Annotated in this window: 17 protein-coding genes; 14 read left to right on the top strand and 3 right to left on the bottom strand. The window is 69.1% G+C overall.

What is annotated here, in order from left to right; genetic code table 11:
- The 3 genes from secF (at position 1) to ACN20J_RS10475 (ending at position 4394) form a co-directional block, all read left to right on the top strand.
- Positions 1–1128, top strand: coding sequence for a protein translocase subunit SecF (secF, locus tag ACN20J_RS10485; protein ID WP_189839890.1), 1128 nt, complete (start codon positions 1–3; stop codon positions 1126–1128).
- A complete protein-coding gene (locus ACN20J_RS10480; RefSeq protein WP_189839889.1) occupies positions 1125–1664 on the top strand; it encodes an adenine phosphoribosyltransferase in 540 nt (179 codons plus the stop codon). The genes secF and ACN20J_RS10480 overlap by 4 nt, the downstream gene beginning before the upstream one ends.
- Before the next feature lie 204 nt (positions 1665–1868).
- Complete coding sequence (locus tag ACN20J_RS10475) at positions 1869–4394, top strand: RelA/SpoT family protein (RefSeq protein WP_189839888.1); 2526 nt, start codon at positions 1869–1871, stop codon at positions 4392–4394.
- Positions 4395–4462: 68 nt separating this feature from the next.
- Here the strand turns inward: ACN20J_RS10475 and ACN20J_RS10470 are convergent, their stop codons facing one another.
- Positions 4463–5692 (bottom strand): DUF349 domain-containing protein, encoded by a 1230-nt coding sequence (locus ACN20J_RS10470; protein ID WP_189839887.1) that lies wholly within the window; start codon positions 5690–5692, stop codon positions 4463–4465.
- Positions 5693–5827: 135 nt separating this feature from the next.
- The gene (locus ACN20J_RS10465) at positions 5828–6667 is read right to left on the bottom strand and encodes a peptidylprolyl isomerase (RefSeq protein ID WP_189839886.1); all 840 of its coding nucleotides are present in this window, start codon (positions 6665–6667) and stop codon (positions 5828–5830) included.
- A 169-nt stretch (positions 6668–6836) separates the two neighbouring features.
- On the opposite strand from ACN20J_RS10465, the gene ACN20J_RS10460 reads away from it, so the two are divergent.
- The 5 genes from ACN20J_RS10460 (at position 6837) to rpsD (ending at position 12259) form a co-directional block, all read left to right on the top strand.
- Positions 6837–7553: an MBL fold metallo-hydrolase gene (locus ACN20J_RS10460; RefSeq protein WP_055614432.1), complete on the top strand. Its 717-nt coding sequence runs from the start codon at positions 6837–6839 to the stop codon at positions 7551–7553.
- A gap of 11 nt (positions 7554–7564) precedes the next feature.
- Entirely contained in the window at positions 7565–8827 is a 1263-nt protein-coding gene (hisS, locus tag ACN20J_RS10455) for a histidine--tRNA ligase (protein WP_190229289.1), read from the top strand.
- Positions 8828–9236: 409 nt separating this feature from the next.
- A complete protein-coding gene (locus ACN20J_RS10450) occupies positions 9237–9884 on the top strand; it encodes a vitamin K epoxide reductase family protein (protein ID WP_190229288.1) in 648 nt (215 codons plus the stop codon).
- Positions 9885–9934: 50 nt separating this feature from the next.
- Positions 9935–11287 carry a replication-associated recombination protein A gene (locus ACN20J_RS10445; protein ID WP_189839883.1) on the top strand — a complete coding sequence of 451 codons (1353 nt, stop codon included), beginning with the start codon at positions 9935–9937 and terminating at the stop codon, positions 11285–11287.
- 357 nt (positions 11288–11644) lie between these two features.
- Positions 11645–12259, top strand: a complete 615-nt coding sequence (gene rpsD / locus ACN20J_RS10440) for a 30S ribosomal protein S4 (RefSeq protein WP_055614429.1) — start codon at positions 11645–11647, stop codon at positions 12257–12259.
- A 33-nt stretch (positions 12260–12292) separates the two neighbouring features.
- Here rpsD and ACN20J_RS10435 read toward each other — a convergent pair whose 3' ends face one another.
- Positions 12293–14470 carry an ATP-binding protein gene (locus ACN20J_RS10435; protein WP_419665763.1) on the bottom strand — a complete coding sequence of 726 codons (2178 nt, stop codon included), beginning with the start codon at positions 14468–14470 and terminating at the stop codon, positions 12293–12295.
- Positions 14471–14605: 135 nt separating this feature from the next.
- On the opposite strand from ACN20J_RS10435, the gene ACN20J_RS10430 reads away from it, so the two are divergent.
- The 6 genes from ACN20J_RS10430 (at position 14606) to ACN20J_RS10405 (ending at position 21395) form a co-directional block, all read left to right on the top strand.
- On the top strand, positions 14606–15073 hold the full coding sequence (locus ACN20J_RS10430) for a DUF948 domain-containing protein (protein ID WP_189839881.1): 468 nt from the start codon (positions 14606–14608) through the stop codon (positions 15071–15073).
- 7 nt (positions 15074–15080) lie between these two features.
- A complete protein-coding gene (locus ACN20J_RS10425) occupies positions 15081–15431 on the top strand; it encodes a DUF6167 family protein (RefSeq protein ID WP_055614426.1) in 351 nt (116 codons plus the stop codon).
- On the top strand, positions 15431–18103 hold the full coding sequence (gene alaS, locus ACN20J_RS10420) for an alanine--tRNA ligase (RefSeq protein WP_190229286.1): 2673 nt from the start codon (positions 15431–15433) through the stop codon (positions 18101–18103). Before ACN20J_RS10425 ends, alaS begins: the two co-directional genes overlap by 1 nt.
- 17 nt (positions 18104–18120) lie before the next feature.
- A complete protein-coding gene (ruvX, locus tag ACN20J_RS10415) occupies positions 18121–18585 on the top strand; it encodes a Holliday junction resolvase RuvX (RefSeq protein ID WP_189840213.1) in 465 nt (154 codons plus the stop codon).
- A 121-nt stretch (positions 18586–18706) separates the two neighbouring features.
- Positions 18707–20566, top strand: a complete 1860-nt coding sequence (gene mltG, locus ACN20J_RS10410; RefSeq protein ID WP_419665762.1) for an endolytic transglycosylase MltG — start codon at positions 18707–18709, stop codon at positions 20564–20566.
- Entirely contained in the window at positions 20544–21395 is an 852-nt protein-coding gene (locus ACN20J_RS10405) for a shikimate dehydrogenase (protein ID WP_419665761.1), read from the top strand. The genes mltG and ACN20J_RS10405 overlap by 23 nt, the downstream gene beginning before the upstream one ends.
- Positions 21396–21400 lie beyond the last annotated feature (5 nt).

The raw sequence follows: 21400 nt of genomic DNA, 5'->3' as shown, positions 1-21400 counted from the left end.
ATGTCGAAACTCGGCACCCTCGGCGCCCGGCTCCACCGCGGCGAGATCGGCTACGACTTCGTCGGCAAGCGCAAGCTCTGGTACGGCATCTCCATCCTGATCACCATCACGGCCATCGTCGGCCTGGCGGTGCGCGGCCTGAACATGGGCATCGAGTTCCAGGGCGGCGCCGTCTTCACCACCGAGAAGACCAGCATCTCGGTGAGCCAGGCCGAGACGTACGCGGAAGAGGCCTCCGGCCACGACGCGATCGTCCAGAAGCTCGGCAACGGCGGACTGCGCATCCAGATCGCCGGCATCGACACCGGCAAGTCCGACCAGATCAAGCAGGAGCTCTCCAAGGACCTGAAGGTCGACGCGGAGAAGATCAACGCCGACCTGGTCGGCCCCAGCTGGGGTGATCAGGTCGCCAACAAGGCCTGGCAGGGCCTGGCGATCTTCCTGGTCCTGGTGGTGATCTATCTGGCGATCGCCTTCGAGTGGCGAATGGCCGTGGCCGCCCTTGTGGCGCTCATCCACGACATCACCATCACCGTCGGCGTCTACGCCCTGGTCGGCTTCGAGGTCACCCCGGGCACGGTGATCGGTCTGCTGACCATCCTCGGTTACTCGCTCTACGACACCGTCGTCGTCTTCGACAGTCTCAAGGAGCAGACGAAGGACATCACCAAGCAGACCCGCTGGACCTACAGCGAGATCGCGGACCGCTCGATCAACGGCACCCTGGTGCGTTCCATCAACACCACGGTCGTCGCGCTGCTCCCGGTCGGCGGCCTGCTGTTCATCGGTGGCGGTGTGCTCGGCGCGGGCATGCTCAACGACATCTCGCTGTCGCTGTTCGTCGGCCTCGCGGCCGGTGCGTACTCCTCGATCTTCATCGCCACGCCGCTCGTCGCCGACCTCAAGGAGCGCGAGCCGCAGATGAAGGCCCTCCGCAAGCGCGTGCTCGCCAAGCGGGCCGCGGCCGCCGCGAAGGGCGAGTCCCTGGAGGCCCCGGTCGTCGACGAGCGCTACGACGAGGACGAGCCGGAGGACGCGACGCCCGCGGTCGTCGGACCGCGCGCCCAGCGTGCCCAGCCGTCGTCCCGTGGCAGGGGGCGCGGCCGGCCGTCGGGGAAGCGCCGATGACCGGTATTGAAGAGCTGCTGCTCAGCCGTATCCGTGACGTCCAGGACTATCCGGAGCCGGGAGTGGTGTTCAAGGACATCACCCCGCTCCTGGCCGACCCGGCGGCGTTCACGGCGCTGACCGACGCGCTGGCCGAGATCAGCGTCCGCAGCGGCGCCACGAAGATCGTCGGCCTGGAGGCCCGCGGCTTCATCCTGGGCGCGCCCGTCGCGGTCCGCGCAGGGCTCGGCTTCATCCCCGTACGCAAGGCGGGCAAGCTCCCCGGAGCGACGCTCGGCCAGACGTACGACCTGGAGTACGGCTCCGCCGAGATCGAGGTGCACGCCGAGGACCTGAGCGCGGACGACCGCGTGATGGTCGTCGACGACGTCCTCGCCACCGGCGGCACCGCCGAGGCCTCGCTCCAGCTGATCCGCCGGGCCGGTGCCCGGGTCGCCGGCGTCGCCGTCCTCATGGAGCTCGGTTTCCTGGGCGGCCGTGCCCGGCTGGAGCCGGCCCTGGACGGCGCCCCGCTGGAGGCGCTGCTCAAGGTCTGAGCAACCCCTGAGGCGCCTGTACGACACGTCCTGGGCGCCTGTAGGACACCGCGGAGGCGGGCCCGGAGGAATCCGGTGCCCGCCTCTCGTGTTTCTCCCGTAGAAGGCGGTCTCACCGGCCGAAGGCGAGTCCGGAGCCCAGGATCGCTACCATGGGGTCTCCGGAACCTGACCGGGGACCCGGATCGCGCACGAGGAGTCCTCTTGCCAGACGAGGCCCAGCCACTCACCGCCGCCAAGCCCGAGAAGTCCGCGGCGCCCGCAGGCACGCCCGCACCACCCGCGAGCGCGCCCGCGAAGAACGGCTCCGCCGAGCCCACGGCCGGAGCCAAGGCGGCTGAGCAGCCACGCCCCGAGCCGGCCGCCCCCGAGCGCCAGGCCCCCGCGTCCGCGGCCCGTCCCACGGCCGGCCAGCCCGCACGCTCCGGCGGCGGCTCCTCCAACCGCGTGCGCGCCCGCCTCGCCCGTCTCGGCGTCCAGCGGTCCAACCCGTACAACCCGGTCCTGGAGCCCCTGCTGCGGATAGTGCGCAGCAACGACCCGAAGATCGAGACCGCCACCCTGCGGCAGGTCGAGAAGGCCTACCAGGTCGCCGAGCGCTGGCACCGCGGCCAGAAGCGCAAGAGCGGCGACCCGTACATCACGCACCCGCTCGCCGTGACGACGATCCTCGCCGAGCTGGGCATGGACCCGGCCACGCTGATGGCGGGCCTGCTGCACGACACCGTCGAGGACACCGAGTACGGCCTGGACACCCTCAAGCGGGACTTCGGCGACCAGGTCGCCCTGCTCGTCGACGGCGTCACCAAGCTCGACAAGGTCAAGTTCGGCGAGGCCGCCCAGGCCGAGACCGTCCGCAAGATGGTCGTCGCCATGGCCAAGGACCCGCGCGTCCTGGTCATCAAGCTCGCCGACCGCCTGCACAACATGCGCACCATGCGCTACCTCAAGCGCGAGAAGCAGGAGAAGAAGGCCCGCGAGACGCTGGAGATCTACGCTCCGCTGGCGCACCGCCTGGGCATGAACACCATCAAGTGGGAGCTGGAGGACCTCGCCTTCGCGATCCTCTACCCCAAGATGTACGACGAGATCGTGCGCCTGGTCGCCGAGCGCGCCCCCAAGCGCGACGAGTACCTCGCCATAGTGACCGACGAGGTCCAGTCCGACCTGCGCGCGGCCCGCATCAAGGCGACCGTCACCGGCCGCCCGAAGCACTACTACAGCGTCTACCAGAAGATGATCGTCCGCGGCCGTGACTTCGCGGAGATCTACGACCTGGTGGGCATCCGCGTCCTCGTCGACACGGTCCGCGACTGCTACGCGGCACTGGGCACCGTCCACGCCCGCTGGAACCCGGTTCCGGGGCGGTTCAAGGACTACATCGCGATGCCCAAGTTCAACATGTACCAGTCGCTGCACACGACGGTGATCGGTCCGAACGGCAAGCCGGTCGAACTCCAGATCCGTACGTTCGACATGCACCGCCGCGCCGAGTACGGCATCGCCGCGCACTGGAAGTACAAGCAGGAGCCCTCCGCCGGCGCCTCCAAGGTGCGCACGGACGCGCCCAAGGGCCTCGGCAAGGACAAGGACGCCGTCAACGACATGGCGTGGCTGCGCCAGTTGCTCGACTGGCAGAAGGAGACCGAGGACCCCAGCGAGTTCCTGGAGTCCCTGCGCTTCGACCTGTCCCGCAACGAGGTCTTCGTCTTCACGCCGAAGGGCGACGTCATAGCGCTTCCGGCCGGGGCGACACCGGTGGACTTCGCGTACGCGGTCCACACGGAGGTCGGCCACCGGACCATAGGAGCGAGGGTCAACGGACGCCTCGTACCGCTGGAATCCACCCTGGACAACGGCGACCTGGTCGAGGTCTTCACCTCCAAGGCGGCCGGCGCGGGCCCGTCCCGCGACTGGCTGGGCTTCGTGAAGTCCCCGCGCGCCCGCAACAAGATCCGGGCCTGGTTCTCCAAGGAGCGCCGCGACGAGGCGATCGAGCAGGGCAAGGACGCCATCGCGCGCGCCATGCGCAAGCAGAACCTGCCGATCCAGCGCATCCTCACCGGCGACTCGCTGGTCACGCTCGCGCACGAGATGCGCTACCCCGACATCTCGTCCCTGTACGCGGCGATCGGCGAGGGCCATGTGGCTGCGCAGAACGTCGTGCAGAAGCTCGTCCAGGCGCTCGGCGGCGAGGAAGCGGCCACCGAGGAGATCGACGAGAGCGTCCCGCCCGCGCGCGGGCGAGGCCGCAAGCGCCGGTCGAACGCCGACCCGGGTGTCGTGGTCAAGGGCGTCGACGACGTGTGGGTCAAGCTCGCCCGCTGTTGTACGCCCGTTCCCGGCGACCCGATCATGGGCTTCGTCACGCGGGGCAGCGGTGTGTCGGTCCACCGCACCGACTGCGTCAACGTCGACTCGCTGTCCCGTGAGCCCGAGCGCATCCTCGAGGTCGAGTGGGCGCCCACCCAGTCCTCGGTCTTCCTGGTCGCCATCCAGGTCGAGGCGCTGGACCGCTCAAGGCTCCTGTCGGACGTCACCAGGGTCCTGTCCGACCAGCACGTCAACATCCTGTCGGCGGCCGTCCAGACGTCCCGCGACCGGGTGGCCACCTCCCGCTTCACCTTCGAGATGGGCGACCCGAAGCACCTGGGCCACGTCCTGAAGGCGGTCAGGGGAGTCGAGGGCGTGTACGACGTGTACCGGGTGACATCGGCGCGCAGGCCGTAATCGGGCACTACGTAGAGGGGCTTCCGTACGTCACGTACGGAAGCCCCTCTACGTAGAAGCGCAAAAACTCAGCCGCCGAACTCCTGCAGACCCTTCAGCGCCTGCTCAAGGAGCGCCTGGCGGCCGTCGAGCTCCTTCTGGAGCTTGTCGGCCCGCGCGTTGTTGCCGGAGGACCGCGCCGACTCGATCTGGCCCTGCAGCTTGTCCACGGCCGCCTGGAGCTGACCGGTCAGACCCTCGGCACGCGCGCGTGCCTCCGGGTTCGTCCGGCGCCACTCGGCCTCCTCGGATTCCTGGAGAGCCCGCTCCACCGTGTGCATCCGGCCCTCGACCTTCGGGCGGGCGTCACGCGGCACATGGCCGATGGCCTCCCACCGCTCGTTGATCGAGCGGAAGGCGGCCCGCGCCGCCTTCAGGTCCTGCACCGGGAGGAGCTTCTCGGCCTCCTCGGCCAGCTCCTCCTTGAGCTTCAGGTTCTCCGTCTGCTCCGCGTCCCGCTCGGCGAAGACCGAGCTGCGCGCCGCGAAGAACACGTCCTGGGCACCGCGGAAGCGGTTCCACAGATCGTCCTCGTGCTCGCGCTGGGCACGGCCCGCGGCCTTCCAGTCAGCCATCAGCTCGCGGTAGCGGGCGGCCGTCGGACCCCAGTCCGTCGAGGCGGACAGCGACTCGGCCTCCGCGACCAGCTTCTCCTTGGTCTTGCGGGCCTCCTCGCGCTGCGCGTCCAGCGACGCGAAGTGCGCCTTGCGGCGCTTGGAGAACGCCGAGCGCGCGTGCGAGAAGCGGTGCCACAGCTCGTCGTCGGACTTCCGGTCGAGCCGCGGTAGACCCTTCCACGTGTCCACGAGCGCCCGCAGCCGCTCACCGGCGGCCCGCCACTGGTCGGACTGGGCCAGCTCCTCCGCCTCGACGACCAGCGCCTCCTTGGAGTGCCGGGCCTCGTCGGACTGCTTCGCCCGCTGCGCCTTGCGCTCCTCGCGGCGTGCCTCGACCGTCTCGACGAGCTTGTCCAGCCGCACCTTCAGCGCGTCCAGATCCCCGACCGCGTGGTGGGCGTCCACCTGCTCGCGAATGTGGTCGATGGCGATCTGGGCGTCCTTCGCGGACAGGTCGGTGGTCTTCACTCGTCGCTCGAGGAGGCCGATCTCCACGACCAGGCCCTCGTACTTGCGCTCGAAGTAGGCCAGTGCCTCGTCGGGAGAACCGGCCTGCCAGGAACCGACGACCTGCTCGCCGTCGGCCGTACGCACGTACACGGTCCCCGTCTCGTCGACGCGGCCCCACGGGTCGCTGCTCACAGCGCCTCCTCCACATGATGCCTGCGTGGGGCTGCTTTACCCCCGGGCATCGTCCACAGTTTCGTCACGGCCAACATAGGCGACCGGCGGGGCGGCTGTCCGCATCCCGCGCGACCGAAATTTCGCTGCTGGAGGTCAGGATTTCGTCACGGTCGCCTTGTCGATCACGACGGTCGCATTGGGTGCGCCGTCGCCCTGGCCAGTGCTCTCGCCGGCCTTGGCGATTTTCTCCATGACCTTCATGCCCGATTCGGAAATAGTCCCGAACGGTGTGTAGTTGGCCGGCAACGGACTGTCCTGGTACACGAGGAAGAACTGGCTGCCGCCGGAGTTGCGGCCTTCCTTCGTCTGGGCGTTGTACTGGTTGGCCATCGCCACCGTGCCCGCCGGGTACGTGTCGCCCTTGAGGCGCTTGTCCTTGAGGTTCTCGTCCGGAATCGTGTAGCCGGGGCCTCCCATGCCGGTGCCCTGCGGGTCGCCGCACTGGAGCACGAAAATGCCGTTCGTCGTCAGACGGTGGCACTTGGTGTGGTCCAGATAGCCCTTGCCCACCAGGAAGTTGAACGAGTTCACGGTGCGCGGGGCCTTCGAGGCCGGCATGTCGATGTCTATCGTGCCGCAGGTCGTCTGCAGCTTCATCGTGTAGTCCGCCGACTTGTCGATGGTGACCGCCGGCTCCTTCTTGTAGCTCAGCGACTTCACCTTGCCCGCGGCAGCCTTCTCGCAGGGGTCGGGTGCCTTGCTGGGCGCGGAGGGGCTCGGGCTGGCCTCGGCCGCCGCGTCCGACTTGTTGTCGTCGCTCTTGAAGACCCCGGTCGCGTACGACACCACGCTGCCCACGACGACCACGCCGAGGACCGACGCGATCACCGCGTTGCGAGCGTGGGCCTTGCGCCGAGCGGACGTGCGCCGCTGCTGTTGCCGCAAGAACTTCTCCCGGGCGAGCTGACGCCGCCGCTGTTCCTGGGTGACCACCGGGTTATCTCCTCATGCGTCTCGTACGTCAGGTGGGACGCGTGCGTCTGTTGAGCCGACCGCCTGCGTGTGACCCGTACCGTATATGGGTTCGCTGTGGTTCCGGCAGCGCCGGTAGGCTCTGATCCACAGCCAGGCCATTCCCCGTACGACATACCGAAGGACGAACGTGCTCATTGCCGGGTTCCCCGCCGGGGCCTGGGGCACCAACTGTTATCTGGTCGCCCCCGCCGCAGGCGAGGAGTGCGTGATCATCGACCCGGGCCATCAGGCCGCCCAGGGAGTCGAGGAAGCGCTCGCCAAGCATCGGCTCAAGCCCGTCGCCGTCGTCCTCACGCACGGCCACATCGACCATGTCGCCTCGGTCGTCCCGGTGTGCGGCGCGCACGACGTGCCCGCGTGGATCCACCCCGAGGACCGGTACATGATGAGCGACCCCGAGCGGGCGCTCGGCCGCTCCATCGGGATGCCGCTGATGGGCGAACTCACCATCGGGGAGCCGGACGACGTGAAGGAGCTGACGGACGGCGCCGCGCTGAAGCTGGCCGGCCTCGACTTCTCCGTCGCGCACGCGCCCGGCCATACGAAGGGGTCGGTGACGTTCCGGATGCCCGAGAACACGGAGATCCCTTCCGTGTTCTTCTCCGGGGATCTGCTCTTCGCCGGCTCCATCGGACGCACCGACCTGCCCGGCGGCTCCCACACCGAGATCCTCGACTCGCTGGCCCGTGTGTGCCTGCCGCTCGACGACTCGACCGTGGTGCTGTCCGGCCACGGCCCCCAGACGACCATCGGCCAGGAGCGCGCCACCAACCCGTACTTGCGGCAGGTGGCGGCGCCCGGCCCGGGAGCGGACCCGACCTCCGCTCCTCGACGAGGAATGTGACGAGACTTCCCGTGAGCACCTTCAAGGCCCCCAAGGGCACGTACGACCTGATTCCGCCGGACAGCGCGACGTTCCTCGCGGTGCGCGAGGCGATCGCCGCGCCGCTGCGGAACTCCGGTTACGGATACATCGAGACGCCCGGGTTCGAGAACGTCGAACTGTTCGCGCGCGGGGTCGGTGAGTCCACCGACATCGTGACGAAGGAGATGTACGCCTTCGAGACCAAGGGCGGCGACCAGCTGGCGCTGCGCCCCGAGGGCACCGCCTCCGTGCTGCGCGCCGCCCTCGAAGCCAACCTGCACAAGGTGGGCAACCTCCCCGTCAAGCTCTGGTATTCGGGCTCGTACTACCGCTACGAGCGCCCCCAGAAGGGCCGTTACCGCCACTTCTCGCAGGTCGGCGCCGAGGCGATCGGGGCCGAGGACCCGGCGTTGGACGCCGAGTTGATCATCCTGGCCGACCAGGCGTACCGCTCGCTCGGGCTGCGGAACTTCCGGATCCTCCTCAACTCCCTCGGCGACCAGGAATGCCGTCCCGTCTACCGGGCCGCGCTCCAGGACTTCCTGCGGGGGCTGAACCTGGACGAGGAGACCCTCCGCCGGGCCGAGATCAACCCGTTGCGGGTTCTGGACGACAAGCGGGATGACGTCCAGAAGCAGTTGGTGGGTGCCCCGCTCCTGCGCGACTACCTGTGCGACGCGTGCAAGGCGTACCACGAGGAGGTCCGCGAGCTGATCACGGCCGCCGGGGTCTCCTTCGAGGACGACGCGAAGCTGGTGCGGGGGCTGGACTACTACACCCGCACCACCTTCGAGTTCGTGCACGACGGTCTCGGTTCGCAGTCCGCGGTCGGTGGCGGCGGTCGCTATGACGGCCTGTCGGAGATGATCGGTGGTCCCGCGCTGCCGTCCGTCGGCTGGGCGCTCGGCGTCGACCGTACGGTCCTCGCGCTGGAGGCCGAGGGCGTGTCCCTCGAACTTCCCGCGACCACCAGTGTGTTCGCGGTGCCGCTCGGGGACGAGGCTCGTCGGGTGCTCTTCCGGGTGGTGACCGAGTTGCGCCGGAACGGGGTCGCGGCCGACTTCTCCTACGGGGGCAAGGGGCTCAAGGGCGCCATGAAGAACGCGAACCGGAGTGGGGCGCGGTACACCGTCGTCGCCGGTGAGCGGGATCTCGCCGAGGGTGTCGTCCAGCTCAAGGACATGGAGTCCGGCGAGCAGGTGGCGGTCGGCGTGAACGAGATCGTGGCGGAACTGGAGTCGCGGCTCAGCTGAGTCGGCTTGGGCCTGCTTTTTCTCGCCCCCGCCGCCCCTACCCGTTCCCGTCCCCTGGGGGCTGCCGCCCCCAGACCCCCGCTATCGGCCTGAACGGCCTCGTCCTCAAACGCCGGACGGGCTGAGGTGTGCCTGGAGGAGCGGGGGTTCGGGGGCGGAGCCCCCGGGGACGCCGTCAACTCGGCGCGTGCCGATTCGTCCTCGCAGATGATGTCGACGTGCGAGGGGCGCGGGTGCGCCTCCGCGGAGCCGCTGCACCTGTGCTGGCGTGCCGTCGAGCGTCCCGCCGAGGCGAACGTTCCGGGACCGCCGTGCGTACTTCCTTATGTCCAGCGAACGGTGGACACGCGTGCGTGTGCGGCACAATGACCGTGCCCGGAAGGCCCCCTCAAGCTACGGAAACGGCGTGATGAGCAAGACGACAGTCAGGGAAGGCATCAGCACCGACTCCGACGACCAGGAAGGTGCCGAGGCCCCACGGTCCGTGGGCGGCGGTCGCTTCCTCGCCGTTCTGCTGGTGATCACGGGCGCGGCCGGACTGCTGGCCTCCTGGGTCATCACCATCGACAAGTTCAAGCTGCTGGAGGACCCGAACTTCACCCCGGGCTGCAGCCTGAACCCGGTCGTCTCGTGCGGCAACATCATGAAGAGCGACCAGGCCTCCGCCTTCGGGTTCCCCAACCCGATGATGGGCCTCGTTGCCTACGGCATCGTGATCTGCGTCGGCATGAGCCTGCTCGGCCGCGCCACGTTCCCGCGCTGGTACTGGCTGACCTTCAACGCGGGCACGCTGTTCGGCGTCGGCTTCTGCACATGGCTGCAGTACCAGTCGCTGTACAACATCAACTCGCTGTGCCTGTGGTGCTCCCTCGCCTGGGTCGCGACGATCATCATGTTCTGGGCCGTGACCTCGCACAACGTCCGCAACGGCTTCCTGCCGGCGCCGGGCTGGGTCAAGGGCTTCCTCGGCGAGTTCGCCTGGGTGCTGCCGGTCATGCACATCGGGATCATCGGCATGCTGGTCCTGACGCGCTGGTGGGACTTCTGGACCAGCTGAATTCCACCGGGCCGGCGGTGTTGTCAGTGGCGTGACATAGGGTTTTGGACGTGGAGCCCGACCTGTTCACCGCCGCAGCCGAAGAACGCCAGGAGAAGGACCCGTCCAGCAGTCCCCTGGCCGTACGGATGCGCCCGCGCACCCTCGACGAGGTGGTGGGCCAGCAGCATCTGCTGAAGCCGGGCTCACCCCTGCGCAGACTGGTCGGCGACGGAGGCGGCCCGGCAGGCCAGTCCTCGGTCATCCTCTGGGGGCCGCCCGGCACCGGCAAGACGACCCTGGCGTACGTGGTCTCCAAGGCCACCGACAAGCGCTTCGTGGAGCTCTCCGCGATCACCGCCGGCGTCAAGGAGGTCCGCGCGGTCATCGAGGGCGCCCGCCGGGCCACCGGAGGCTTCGGCAAGGAGACCCTGCTCTTCCTCGACGAGATCCACCGCTTCAGCAAGGCCCAGCAGGACTCCCTGCTCCCGGCCGTCGAGAACCGCTGGGTGACGCTGATCGCCGCGACCACCGAGAACCCGTACTTCTCGGTGATCTCCCCGCTGCTGTCCCGCTCACTGCTGCTGACCCTCGAACCGCTCACGGACGACGACCTGCGCGGACTGCTCCGCCGGGCCCTGGCCGACGAGCGCGGCCTCAAGGACGCCGTCACCCTCCCCGAGGACACCGAGGAGCACCTGCTGCGGATCGCCGGCGGTGACGCCCGCCGCGCGCTGACCGCGCTGGAGGCCGCGGCCGGGTCCGCGCTCGACAAGGGCGAGCCGGAGATCACCCTCCAGACCCTGGAGGAGACGGTCGACCGGGCCGCCGTGAAGTACGACCGCGACGGCGACCAGCACTACGACGTGGCGAGCGCGCTGATCAAGTCCATCCGCGGCTCGGACGTGGACGCAGCGCTGCACTACCTCGCCCGGATGATCGAGGCCGGCGAGGACCCCCGCTTCATCGCCCGCCGCCTGATGATCTCCGCCAGCGAGGACATCGGCCTGGCCGATCCGACCGCGCTGCCGACAGCGGTCGCCGCCGCCCAGGCCGTCGCCATGATCGGCTTCCCCGAGGCCGCGCTCACCCTCAGCCACGCCACCATCGCCCTGGCCCTGGCCCCGAAGTCGAACGCGGCGACGACGGCGATCGGCGCCGCCATGGAGGACGTACGCAAGGGCCACGCGGGCCCCGTACCGATGCACCTGCGTGACGGGCACTACAAGGGCGCGGCCAAGCTCGGTCACGCGCAGGGGTACGTGTACCCGCACGACCTGCCCGAGGGAATCGCCGCCCAGCAGTACGCGCCGGAGGAGCTCAAGGACCGCGAGTACTACACCCCGACCCGCCACGGCGCCGAGGCGCGCTACGCGGACGCGGTGGAGTGGACCAGGAAGCACCTCGGTCGAGGGCGGTCCTGACCGGTCCTGACCACCCTGTAGACTCCTCGAAGCGCTGCGTCCCGTGTCCGGTCTCCTCTGACGAGGCAGCCGACATCACCAGAACGGGACATCCAGCCGGAGCCCTCACCGCAAGGCGGGGATTCCAGGAGCGTCGCGCACCGTCGAAGGTGTCGCGGGCAGCCCACCACCCTCTCGGATCTCCGGGAAACGGTCGGTGGGCCACTCGCGTGCTGCACGTATGTGCCCAGCACAGGGAGCGGCTGCCCCGCAGGTCCGACCGACCGGACCACGCGGGGTTTCCCTGGCTGCGGATTGCGACCTCCCCTAACCCTGGTGAAGCCGTATTCGCATCAGAAAACATGAGGTGTTTGGTTCATGCCGAACCAGTCCCGCCCCAAGGTCAAGAAGTCGCGTGCCCTCGGCATCGCGCTGACCCCGAAGGCTGTCAAGTACTTCGAGGCCCGCCCCTACCCGCCGGGCGAGCACGGCCGTGGCCGTAAGCAGAACTCGGACTACAAGGTCCGTCTGCTCGAGAAGCAGCGTCTGCGTGCGCAGTACGACGTGTCCGAGCGTCAGCTCGTCCGCGCCTACGAGCGTGCCGCCAAGACGCAGGGCAAGACCGGTGAGGCCCTGGTCATCGAGCTGGAGCGTCGTCTCGACGCCCTGGTTCTGCGTTCGGGCATCGCCCGCACGATCTACCAGGCCCGCCAGATGGTCGTTCACGGCCACATCGAGGTCAACGGTGGCAAGGTCGACAAGCCGTCGTTCCGCGTCAAGCCCGACGACGTCGTGATGGTCCGCGAGCGCAGCCGCAGCAAGACGCTGTTCGAGGTCGCCCGTGCCGGTGGCTTCGCCCCCGACGGTGAGACCCCGCGCTACCTCCAGGTGAACCTCGGCGCCCTGGCGTTCCGCCTGGACCGCGAGCCGAACCGCAAGGAGATCCCGGTGATCTGCGACGAGCAGCTCGTCGTCGAGTACTACGCCCGCTGATCACCCTCAGCCGGATGTAGCACCACCTGTGCGTCAGCCCGTCGTCTCTCCGCCCTTCCGGGTGGGCGAGGCGGCGGGCTTTCGCATGTCCGGGGGTTGTGGCAGCCCGCGCGGCGGCGGCAGCGCACCGAGCAGCCGCGGCCGGGTGTGCCCGAGCGCCCGCCCCACCGCCGCCTGTCGGCCGAGCCGCGCACCGGCCCGTACGCACTCTTCGTACCGCTCGTCGCCCAGCCGTTCGCGGGCCGTCGCCTCGCACTGTTCGTGCGGGGCGTTGTAGTAGGCGGAGCCGAAGAGCGGCAGGCCCACCGACGGCCACATCCGGGACGCGGAGCCCTGGAGGACCGCGGCCTCGGAGGCGTCGCCCTCCGCCGCCGTGATCAGCGCGAGCAGCTCCATCGCCAGGACCGTGCCGAGCAGGTCGTTGAAGACGTGGTTGATGTCCAGACACTCGACCAGCAGCCGCCGGGCCCCGGACAGATCGCCCTCGGCCCAGGCCGCGTACGCCAGGACGTACAGCGCGTACGCGAGGGTCCAGCGCTCGCCGTGGTCCGTACAGACCCGGCGCACGTCCTCGCACAGTTGGACCGCGCCCGGCAGATCACCCTGGAAGGCCAGCGTCATCGCCAGCTCGACCTGGCCCATCAGGACATTGCTGTTGAGCTCGCCGATCTCCTGATAGCGGTCGAGCGCCGAACGCAGCAGCGTCTCCGCGCGGGCCATGTCGTCGGTGACCAGGGCCAGACAGCCGGTGCGGTGCTCGGCGTAGGCCAGCGCGAGGGGGTTGCCGCTGTCCTCCGCCTTCTCCCGGCACTCGGCGAGCGCGGCGAGCGCCGACGCCGTGTCGCCCTGGAGGATCGCCACATAGCCGAGCACCCACAGCGCCTTCAGCCGCGACCGCTCGTGCTCGGTGTCGAGGAGAACGGTCCGCTCCAGCCAGTGCCGCCCCTCCGACAGCCGGCCGCAGCCGACCCAGTAGAACCAGAGCGTGCCCGCGAGGTACTGGCCGAGATGGCCGCCGCCCGGCTCGGACAGACACTGCTCCATGGCACAGCGCAGATTCGGCAGCTCCGCCTCCACCCGCGCGGCCACCTCGCGCTGCCGGGGCGAGAACCAGTCCAGCTCGCACCAGGTGGCGAGCCCCATGTACCAGTCGCGGTGGCGCCGCCGCAGCCGAGCCGTGTCGCCCGTCGCCGCCAGCCAGTCGGTGCCGTACGCCCGGACCGTGTCCAGCATGCGGTAGCGCACACCCGCCCGGGTCTCCTCGCGGGTGACCACCGACTGCGCGAGCAACTCGCCCAGCACGTCGAGGATGTTGTCGGGATGCAGGCCGTCGCCCCCGCACACGTACTCCACGGCCTCCAGGTCGAACTGCCCGGCGAACACCGAGAGCCGCGACCACAGCAGCCGCTCCTCCGGCGTGCACAGTTCATGGCTCCAGCCGATCGCCGTCCGCAGCGTCTGATGGCGGGGGAGCGCGTCGCGCCCGCCGCCCGTCAGCAGCCGGAAACGGTCGTCGAGCCGCATCAGCAATTGGGCGGGAGAGAGGGTCCGCAGCCGTCCCGCCGCCAGCTCGACCGCGAGCGGGAGGCCGTCCAGCCGCCGGCACAGTTCGTGCACGTCCGCGCGGTTGCCGTCATGGAGGGTGAACCCCGGAGTGCTCGCCGCCGCACGGTCCGCGAACAGCTCGGCGGCCTCCCGCTCGGTCAGCGGCGCCACCGGGAACAGCCGCTCGCCCTCCACGGCCAGCGGCCTGCGCCCGACGGCGAGCACCCGCAGCCCCGGCGCCCGCCGCAGCAACTCACCGACCAGCGAGGCACACGCGTCCACCAGATGCTCGAACCCGTCCATTACGAGCAGGAGTTGACGCTTCGAGAGATGGTCGAGCAGCACCTGACGCGGCGGCCGGGACGTGTGATCCGTCAGACCGAGGGCCTCGACGACCGCGTACTCGACGAGCTCCGCCTCCCGCACGGCGGCCAGCTCCACGCGCCACACCCCGTCGCGCGGCCGGGTTCTGGCCGCCGCACGCGCCGCGAGCCGTGACTTGCCAACCCCGCCGAGACCCGTCACGGTGACCAGGCGTGCCGCCCCGAGGGCCGCACCCAGCTGCGTGAGTTCGGCCGCGCGGCCCACGAACGCGTTGAGCTCCAGGGGCAGATTCCCGGCCCTGTGACCGCCGGCCCCCGCACCGGAACGCTGAGAACGTCGCATGGGGAACGGAGCGTACTCATCCGTAAGCACTCCGTACAATCGCTTCGGGCAACTCCGGCCCCGGCGGGCGGTAATCCGGTACGGAGCCCCAGCCCCGGCGCGATAGGCTCGGGGGACGACTTTTCGATGTTTTCGATGTTGAGGAACGATCCAGGGAGCGGGTGCGCAGTGTCCGGTGGAGAGGTGGCCGGGATCCTGGTGGCCGTCTTCTGGGCGATCCTGGTCTCCTTCCTCGCGGTGGCACTCGCGAGGCTGGCCCAGACGCTCAGGGCGACCACCAAGCTCGTCGCGGACGTGACCGACCAGGCCGTCCCGCTCCTGGCAGACGCCTCCTCGGCCGTGCGCTCCGCACAGACCCAGATCGACCGGGTGGACGCCATCGCGTCGGACGTCCAGGAGGTCACGTCGAACGCGTCGGCGCTCTCCACGACCGTCGCCTCCACCTTCGGCGGCCCCCTCGTGAAGGTCGCGGCGTTCGGCTACGGCGTACGCCGGGCCATCGGCGGCCGTCGCGAGGACGCGCCCGCCAAGCCCGCGCGACGTACCGTGATCGTGGGCCGCACCGTCCCGTCGGCGCGACGGGGAAAGCGGAAGAAGGACTGACGCAGCGATGTTCCGCCGTACGTTCTGGTTCACCGCGGGCGCAGCAGCCGGCGTGTGGGCCACCACCAAGGTCAACCGCAAGCTCCGGCAGCTGACGCCCGAGAGCCTCGCGGCCCAGGCAGCCAACAAGGCGCTCGAAGCGGGCCACCGCATCAAGGACTTCGCACTCGACGTCCGCGACGGAATGGTCCAGCGGGAGGCCGAACTCGGCGAGGTGCTCGGGCTGAACGCGGATCCCGAACTGCCCTCCCCTCGGCGCGTCGCCGCCATCGAGAACAGCAACGACCCGAAGTACAGCAAGAACCCGACGTATGTCGAGAGGTCGACGTACTCGTACAACCGGAATGAGGACCACTGATGGAGTCGGCCGAGATTCGTCGCCGCTGGTTGAGCTTCTTCGAGGAGCGCGGTCACACCGTCGTCCCTTCGGCGTCGCTCATCGCGGACGACCCGACTCTGCTCCTGGTCCCGGCCGGCATGGTGCCCTTCAAGCCCTACTTCCTGGGTGAGGTCAAGCCGCCCTACGCCCGCGCCACCAGCGTCCAGAAGTGCGTCCGTACGCCGGACATCGAAGAGGTCGGCAAGACCACCCGGCACGGCACGTTCTTCCAGATGTGCGGCAACTTCTCCTTCGGCGACTACTTCAAGGAAGGCGCCATCAAGTACGCCTGGGAGCTGCTCACCAGCCCCCAGGACAAGGGCGGTTACGGCCTGGAGCCGGAGAAGCTCTGGATCACCGTGTACCTGGAGGACGACGAGGCCGAGCGCATCTGGCACGAGGTCGTCGGCGTCCCCAAGGAGCGCATCCAGCGCCTCGGCAAGAAGGACAACTACTGGTCCATGGGCGTCCCGGGCCCCTGCGGCCCGTGTTCCGAGATCAACTACGACCGCGGCCCCGAGTTCGGCGTCGAGGGCGGCCCCGCCGTCAACGACGAGCGGTACGTGGAGATCTGGAACCTCGTCTTCATGCAGTACGAGCGCGGCGAGGGCACCTCGAAGGAGGACTTCGAGATCCTCGGCGACCTGCCGAGCAAGAACATCGACACGGGCCTCGGCCTGGAACGCCTCGCCATGATTCTGCAGGGCGTGCAGAACCTGTACGAGATCGACACCTCCATGGCCGTCATCAAGAAGGCCACCGAGCTGACCGGCGTCGAGTACGGCAGCGGCAAGGACTCCGACGTCTCCCTGCGCGTGGTCACCGACCACATGCGCACGTCCGTGATGCTCATCGGCGACGGTGTCACCCCGGGCAACGAGGGCCGCGGCTACGTGCTGCGCCGCATCATGCGCCGCGCCATCCGCAACATGCGTCTGCTCGGCGCCACGGGTCCGGTGGTCAAGGACCTCGTCGACACCGTCATCGAGATGATGGGCCAGCAGTACCCCGAGCTGGTCACCGACCGCGAGCGCATCGAGAAGGTCGCCGTCGCCGAGGAGAACGCCTTCGTCAAGACGCTGAAGGCCGGCACGAACATCCTCGACACCGCCGTCACGGAGACCAAGGCCGCCGGCGGCCAGGTCCTCGCCGGCGACAAGGCCTTCCTGCTCCACGACACCTGGGGCTTCCCGATCGACCTCACCCTGGAGATGGCCGCCGAACAGGGCCTCTCCGTGGACGAGGACGGCTTCCGGCGCCTGATGAAGGAGCAGCGGGAGCGCGCCAAGGCCGACGCCAAGTCCAAGAAGACCGGCCACGCCGACATGGGCGCCTACCGCGAGATCGCGGACGCCGCCGGCGAGACCGACTTCATCGGCTACTCGGACACCGAGGGCGAGTCCACGGTCGTCGGCATCCTCGTCGACGGCGTCTCCTCGCCGGCCGCCACCGAGGGCGACGAGGTCGAGATCGTCCTCGACCGCACCCCGTTCTACGCCGAGGGCGGCGGCCAGATCGGCGACACCGGCCGCATCAAGATCGACACCGGTGCCGTCGTCGAGATCCGCGACTGCCAGAAGCCGGTCCCGGGGGTGTACGTCCACAAGGGCGTCGTCCAGGTCGGCGAGGTGACCGTCGGCGCCAAGGCCCAGGCCGTCATCGACGTACGCCGTCGCACGGCCATCGCCCGCGCCCACTCGGCCACGCACCTTACGCACCAGGCCCTGCGCGACGCCCTCGGCCCGACGGCCGCCCAGGCCGGTTCCGAGAACCAGCCGGGCCGTTTCCGCTTCGACTTCGGCTCCCCGGCCGCCGTACCCACGGCCGTGATGACGGACGTCGAGCAGAAGATCAACGAGGTGCTCGCCCGCGACCTGGACGTGCACGCCGAGATCCTGAGCATCGACGAGGCCAAGAAGCAGGGCGCCATCGCCGAGTTCGGCGAGAAGTACGGCGAGCGCGTCCGGGTCGTCACCATCGGCGACTTCTCCAAGGAGCTGTGCGGCGGCACGCACGTGCACAACACCGCCCAGCTGGGCCTGGTGAAGCTGCTCGGCGAGTCGTCGATCGGTTCCGGCGTACGGCGTATCGAGGCCCTGGTGGGTGTCGACGCCTACAACTTCCTCGCCCGTGAGCACACGGTCGTCGCCCAGCTCCAGGAGCTGATCAAGGGACGTCCCGAGGAGCTCCCGGAGAAGGTCTCCGCCATGCTCGGCAAGCTGAAGGACGCCGAGAAGGAGATCGAGAAGTTCCGCGCCGAGAAGGTGCTGCAGGCCGCCGCCGGTCTCGCCGGCTCCGCCAAGGACGTACGCGGCATCGCCCTGGTCACCGGCCAGGTGCCGGACGGCACGACCGCCGACGACCTGCGCAAGCTGGTCCTCGACGTCCGCGGCCGTATCCAGGGCGGACGGGCCGCCGTGGTGGCCCTGTTCACGACGGTCAACGGCAAGCCGCTGACGGTCATCGCCACCAACGAGGCCGCCCGTGAGCGCGGCCTCAAGGCCGGTGACCTGGTGCGTACGGCCGCCAAGACCCTCGGTGGCGGCGGTGGCGGCAAGCCGGACGTCGCCCAGGGCGGCGGCCAGAACCCGGCCGCCATCGGTGACGCCGTCGACGCCGTCGAACGCCTCGTGGCCGAGTCGGCCAAGTGAGCGAGGGCGAGCGGGTCATGCGCCGCGGACGCCGTCTCGCCATCGACGTCGGGGACGCCCGGATCGGGGTCGCCTCGTGCGACCCCGACGGGATCCTCGCCACTCCGGTGGAGACCGTGCCGGGACGCGATGTCCCCGCCGCCCACCGGCGCCTGAAGCAGCTCGTCGAGGAGTACGAACCGATCGAGGTCGTCGTCGGACTCCCTCGCTCCCTCAAGGGGGGCGAGGGCCCGGCTGCGGTCAAGGTCCGTGCCTTCGCGCAGGACCTCGCCCGGGGGATCGCACCCGTGCCGGTGCGCCTCCTGGACGAGAGGATGACCACAGTGACGGCCAGTCAGGGACTGCGCGCCTCGGGCGTGAAGTCCAAGAAGGGCAGATCGGTCATCGACCAGGCAGCGGCCGTGATCATCCTCCAGCAGGCACTGGAGTCCGAACGGGCGTCGGGTACATCTCCGGGCGAGGGCGTCGAAGTGGTCATCTGATCGCGGTACGGTAACGTTCCGCGCGATGCGGTGGTGTTCGAATAACCTCCGCACAGGAGAGAGGCGGACGGGAGCCGAGCCACAGCCACCGCGACCGCCGCCTCGCGGCTCTAGGGGATCGATGACTGAGTATGGCCGGGGCCCAGGCTCCGAACCGTGGCATCCGGAGGACCCGTTGTACGGGGACGGCGGATGGGGAGGACAGGAGGCCAACACGGCCCAGTCCCCCTACGGCGGCCAGCCGCAGCACCACCCGCAGGAGCCGCAGCAGCCGCAGCAGCAGTACGGCGACTGGGGAGCGGCTCAGCAGGCCGGCTACGACCAGGGCCAGCAGCAGTACTACTCCCAGGGTCACCAGCAGCAGTACGTCCAGGACCAGCAGTACGGCGGTCAGGCTCCGCAGCAGTACAACAACGGCCAGGGCGGGCAGGGGTACCACGACCAGGGCGGTCAGCAGTACAACGGCGGTCAGCAGTACGGCGACGGCCAGCAGTTCAACAACGGTCAGCAGTACGGCAACGGCCAGCAGTACAACGGTGGCTGGGACAACACGGGCCAGCAGCACCCGCAACAGCACCAGCAGAACCAGCAGCAGCCGCAGGTCCCGTACGGCGTCGATCCGAACGATCCCTACGGCGGCCAGGCTGCCGCGTACGGCGGTCAGCAGCCCGACTACTACGGGACTCCCGACGCGTATCCGCCGCCGGAGCCGCCGAGCCGCCGCGGAGTCGAGCCGGAACCGCCGCAGACCGACTGGGACCCGGGTCCTGACCAGGGCGAGCACGCGTTCTTCGCGGGCGGCAACGATGACGATGACGACGACTTCGAGGACGACGACAAAGGCAGTCGGCGCGGCAAGGCCGGCAAAGGTGGCAAGGGGAACAAGGGCAAAGGCGAGAAGAAGAGCCGGAGCGGCAGTGCCTGCCTGGTCGTGACGCTCGTCCTCACCGGAGTGGTCGGCGGCGTCGGCTATTTCGGCTACCAGTTCTACCAGGATCGTTTCGGCTCGGCCCCGGACTTCGCGGGCGACGGTACGAGCGACCAGGTGACCGTCGTGATTCCCAAGGGCGCCTTCGGATCGGTGATCGGCCAGAAGCTCAAGGCGGCGGGCGTCGTCAAGAGTGTGGACGCCTTCGTGTCGGCCCAGGGGAAGAATCCGGACGGCGACAAGATTCAGCCGGGCTCCTATCTGCTCAAGAAGGAGATGTCCGCCGAAAGCGCTGTCGCGCTGATGCTCGACCCCAAGAGCCAGAACAGCCTGGTCGTCAGGGAGGGCCAGCGGAACGTCACGGTCTACGCGGCCATCGACAAACAGCTGGGGCTTTCCAAGGGCACCACCGCGGATGTCGCCGAGAAGAAGTACAAGAGCCTCGGACTTCCGGACTGGGCGAACAACGACAGCGACATCAAGGACCCGCTGGAAGGATTCCTCTACCCGGCGACCTATCCCGCCGCCAAGGGAATGAAGCCCGAGGCGGTCCTGAAGGAAATGGTGTCGCAGGCCAAGCAGGAGTACGCCAAGTACGACCTGGAGGAGAAGGCCAAGGAACTCAACCTGAACGACCCGTTGCAGGTCATCACGGTTGCGAGCCTCGTCCAGGCCGAAGGAATCACGCACGACGACTTCAAGAAGATGGCCGCCGTCGTCTACAACCGTCTGAAGTCGACGAACGACGTCACCAACCAGAAGCTCGAATTCGACTCGACCTACAACTACCTCAAGGGTCAGAGCAAGATCGACATTGCGACGAGCGAGATCCGCAACTACGACGACCCGTACAACACGTACTTCTACAAGGGTCTTCCGCCCGGGCCGATCGGAAATCCTGGCGGGGACGCGCTGAAGGCGTCGGTGAATCCGGACGGCGGTGCGTGGATGTTCTTCATCTCCATCGACGGCAAGAAGACGGACTTCACGAAGACCTTGAGCGAGCACGAGAAACTGGTTAAGGAATTCAATGCGCGGCGCAACAAGGACTGACGGAGACCGGAGAAATCGAGCCGCCGTACTCGGTTCCCCGATCGCCCATTCCCTTTCCCCGGTGCTGCACCGTGCCGCGTACGAGGAACTCGGCCTCGACGACTGGTCGTACGACCGTTTCGAGGTCGACGAGGCGGCTCTGCCGGGCTTCGTCGGGAAACTCGGTCCCGAATGGGCCGGGCTGTCGCTGACGATGCCGCTGAAGCGGGCGGTCATTCCACTGCTCGACGAGATCAGCGAGACCGCGTCCGCCGTCGAGGCCGTGAACACCGTGGTGTTCACCGAGGACGGGCGGCGCCTCGGTGACAACACCGACGTCCCCGGGATGGTCGCCGCCCTGCGCGAGCGGGGCATCGAGCAGGTGGACTCCGCCGCGATCCTCGGCGCGGGCGCCACCGCCTCCTCCGCGCTGGCCGCCCTCGCACGGATCTGCACGGGCGAGGTCGTCGCATACGTCCGCAGCAAGGCCCGCGCCGCCGAGATGCGGCAGTGGGGCGAGCGGCTCGACGTAGAGGTGCGTACGGAGGATTGGGCGGACGCGGAGCATGCCCTGCGCGCGCCGCTCGTCATCGCCACCACCCCGGCCGGTACCACCGATGTCCTCTCCTCCGTGGTCCCCGAACGGCCCGCCACGCTCTTCGATGTGCTGTACGACCCGTGGCCCACCGCGCTGGCCGCGCGCTGGTCGGCGTACGGAGGAGCCGTCGTCAGCGGCCTCGACCTGCTGGTGCACCAGGCGGTGCTCCAGGTCGAGCAGATGACCGGACGGGTGCCGGCCCCGCTGGACGCCATGCGGACAGCGGGCGAGAAGGCGCTCGCGAGCAGGTAGGACCG

The organism is Streptomyces sp. 2-1 (assembly GCF_048564895.1).
Lineage (GTDB): Bacteria > Actinomycetota > Actinomycetes > Streptomycetales > Streptomycetaceae > Streptomyces > Streptomyces phaeochromogenes.
This window is presented reverse-complemented; position numbering and strand designations above follow the sequence as displayed.